The following is a 3,278-nucleotide window of genomic DNA, read 5'->3' as shown; positions in this document are numbered from 1 at the left end:
GGGTGCCCAGGCAAGACTAGATGATATAATCTATTCGGAAATAAGAGAAAGGCTGGGACAGTATACATTTTTGGATATTATCGCATTTAAAAGAGATGAGATAATGGAAACTGTAACCCATGAAAGCTGGGAGAAGACCAAAAAGTTTGGAATAGAAATAGTAGATGTGAGAATAAAAAGAGCAGAACTGCCTAAAGAAAATGAAGAGAATGTCTATAGGAGAATGGAAGCAGAAAGACATCAGCAGGCTAAAAAATACCGTGCAGAAGGTCAGGAAAAAGCCCTTGAGATAACATCTCAGGCAGAGAAAGAAAGAACAGTAATACTAGCAGAAGCTTATGAAAAAGCACAGTCTATAAAGGGAGAGGGAGATGCAACAGCACTGAAAATATATGCTGATGCCTATAACCGTGACCCTGAATTTTATAAATTTACAAGAACTCTTTCGGCATATGATACTATACTTTCCGGAAGCGGAAAGACTAAAATCATAATGTCTACAGAATCTGAAATTTGGAAAATTCTAAATAAAAAATAATAAAACAAGAGAAGCCGGCATAATTGCCGGCTTCTCTTGTTTTTAAAGGATAAATTAATTAAAAATTTTATTTTTTTAGGTTATCCCAGTATGAAGAATCGTTGTCTTTCATACAGTAAACAGTAATTCCATTTTCCATGTGGTTATTTATGCATTCGCAACATTTTCCGTGACGGATACACTCGGTATTTGGACAAGTACAATTTTCTTTATTACAGCTCATGTTTTCTCCTCTTGTAACTATTTTTTATTAATTTTATTTTTATTATTGAGTATATTTTATGTTTATTTACATGTTTTGTCAATATGGGAGTTATGGGTAGGGTGTACACTGAAACCTGCGAGACAATCTTATTTTTTTATTTTTAGAGGATTTTAATGAGATATTTAAAATATATAGATAAGAAATTATTCTGAGTATAGAGGTGGTAATGATGCATGAACTTATAAGTTTTATAAACAATATAATCATAAATATTTGTCAGTTTTTAGCCACAATTGTAATTTTTTTGGGAGTAATAAATTCTGTAATAATATATTCAAAGGATTTTTTCCTCAGAAAGCATAGCTTTGGTGCCATGAAAAGAAGTCGTTTAGAAATTGGAAACTCTTTTTCCCTGGGACTTTCTTTTTTAATAGGGGCCAGTATACTAAAAACTATATTGGCTCCTACCTGGACAGATATAGGGAAACTTGGAGCGACGATACTGATAAGAACCTTTTTAAATTATTTTTTACTGAAAGATATTGAAAGTATATTTGAAAAGCCCAAAAGTGATAAAGAATAAAAAAAATGATGATTCATAGTATATAGCATAATACTACTTGAATCATCATTTTTTTATTGAGGATAACTTATTGTATTTATATAGAAGTCTGTTACTTTTCTGTCAAGGGAAAAGTAACATCAACTTCGGAGAAATTCAGTGATTTTTTCTAAAATTAAACAAAAAAATTTACATTAATATAAATATTGAAGGCTTAAGAAACCCTTATAAAGTTTATGATAAAAACCCTTTGTCCTGAAGGTGAATATTAGATTCTGGATATTTTTTACTTGACAGATAAAGAAAAGAGCGATATTATTTTAAATAGGGTAGGGGGGTATAAAAAATAAGTAGATATAACCTGCTAGCATATAAGGATTACTGGCTACGTTTTTATGAGAAGAGTTGTCTATGGGTACAGTGGAGACTACTTTTTTAAAGGAAGCATCTTTGGGAAGAGGTAATAAATATTAAATACTTTAAGAAGATAAGAGATGATAAAAAAGCGGGTCTGTTTTTCCATAAAATGATTAAAAAAGTACAGAGAGGGGTATTTTTATGAATAAAAAATTTAAAATAGATGGAATAAGCTGTCAGGCTTGTGTAGCGAGGATAGAAAAATCAGTAGGGAAAATACCTGGAGTTGACTCTGCAACTGTAAACGGAGTATCGGAAATACTAACGGTGGATTTTGATGAGAAAAATCTGACTGCAGGGGATATAGTAAAAACTGTATCTGAGCTGGGGTACGGTATAGAGGAGAAGAAATCAGAATTGAAAAAAGCCACCCTTAAAATAGGTGGAATGACCTGTCAGTCCTGTGTGAAAAGAGTGGAAAAAGCTGTGGGGAAAATAAAAGGAGTGTCAGAGGGGAATGTAAATCTTGCCACAGAAAAACTGTCGCTGAGATATGATGAAGACTCTGTGAGTCTGGATGAGATAAAAATATCTGTCTTGGATGCCGGTTACACCATAGAAAATGAGGAAAAAATAAACAGCGTGACTCTCAGTATAGAGGGTATGACTTGTCAAAGCTGTGTGTCCAGAATAGAAAAGAAAACAAGGGAACTACCAGGAGTAGAAAAGATAAGTGTAAACCTTGCCACAGAAAAAGCTGTGGTGGAATATAGGAAAAATGAATTGAAGATATCCGAGATAGTTAAGTTTATAGATGAGCTGGGATACAAGGCGGTAAAAGAAGGAACTGCCAAAGATTTTGATGCTGACAAGAAACAGAAAGAACTTAAAAACGAGTGGAATAAATTTATTACGGCTATGATCTTTGCAGTACCTGTATTTTATATATCAATGGGTCATATGATGGGGATGCCTGTACCTGGAATAATAAACCCAGAAAATAATCCCGTGGCTTTTGCCGTGACTCAGTTGCTTTTGTCTATACCTGTTATAATAATAGGGAAACGTTTTTATGTGACAGGGATAAAACTTCTTGCAAAGATGTCTCCTAACATGGATTCACTTATAGCAATGGGAACAGGGGCTGCAGTTCTTTACAGCCTTTACGGTACTTACATGATAGGCAGAGGTCAAAATGAATATGTTCATCTACTTTATTATGAGTCTGCAGTAGTAATACTGGCCCTTATAATGCTCGGAAAATATCTTGAAAATGTGAGTAAAGGAAGGACCTCAGAGGCCATAAAAAAACTCATGGGACTTCAGCCTAAAAAGGCCAACCTCATAAAAAACGGTGATATAGTAGAGGTAGATATAGAGGATGTGGAGAAGGGCGATATTCTTCTAGTGAAGCCCGGGGAGAGTATCCCTGTAGACGGAGAAGTGACCGAGGGGAATTCCAGTGTAGATGAATCAATGCTCACTGGGGAGAGTATCCCTGTGGAAAAATCTCCGGGATCAAGGGTCGTAGGGGCAAGTATAAATAAAAACGGAAGTATAAAGATGAAAACAACTGCAGTGGGAGCTGATACTACCCTTGCAAAAATAGTGAAACT

The 3,278-nt window shown here is 34.6% G+C and carries 4 protein-coding genes; 3 read left to right on the top strand and 1 reads right to left on the bottom strand.

The features are described 5' to 3' along the window. Positions 1-538, top strand: a 538-nt coding sequence (gene hflC, locus ABZA26_RS10975; protein WP_372714571.1) for a protease modulator HflC, incomplete at its 5' end; no start/stop codon positions are given. A 67-nt stretch (positions 539-605) separates the two neighbouring features. Here the strand turns inward: hflC and ABZA26_RS10970 are convergent. Beyond that, entirely contained in the window at positions 606-761 is a 156-nt protein-coding gene (locus tag ABZA26_RS10970; RefSeq protein WP_372714570.1) for a hypothetical protein, read from the bottom strand. A gap of 211 nt (positions 762-972) precedes the next feature. Here ABZA26_RS10970 and ABZA26_RS10965 point away from each other — a divergent pair, with 211 nt between their 5' ends. Continuing rightward, positions 973-1,326 (top strand): DUF1622 domain-containing protein, encoded by a 354-nt coding sequence (locus tag ABZA26_RS10965; protein ID WP_372714569.1) that lies wholly within the window; start codon positions 973-975, stop codon positions 1,324-1,326. Between the two features lie 537 nt (positions 1,327-1,863). After that, positions 1,864-3,278: copper ion binding protein (locus ABZA26_RS10960; protein WP_372714568.1), on the top strand; the 1,415-nt coding region annotated here is incomplete at its 3' end.

The organism is Ilyobacter sp. (assembly GCF_041583315.1).
Classification (GTDB): domain Bacteria; phylum Fusobacteriota; class Fusobacteriia; order Fusobacteriales; family Fusobacteriaceae; genus Ilyobacter.
The sequence above is the reverse complement of the archived record's forward strand: the minus strand, read 5'-3'. Positions and strand labels throughout refer to the sequence as shown.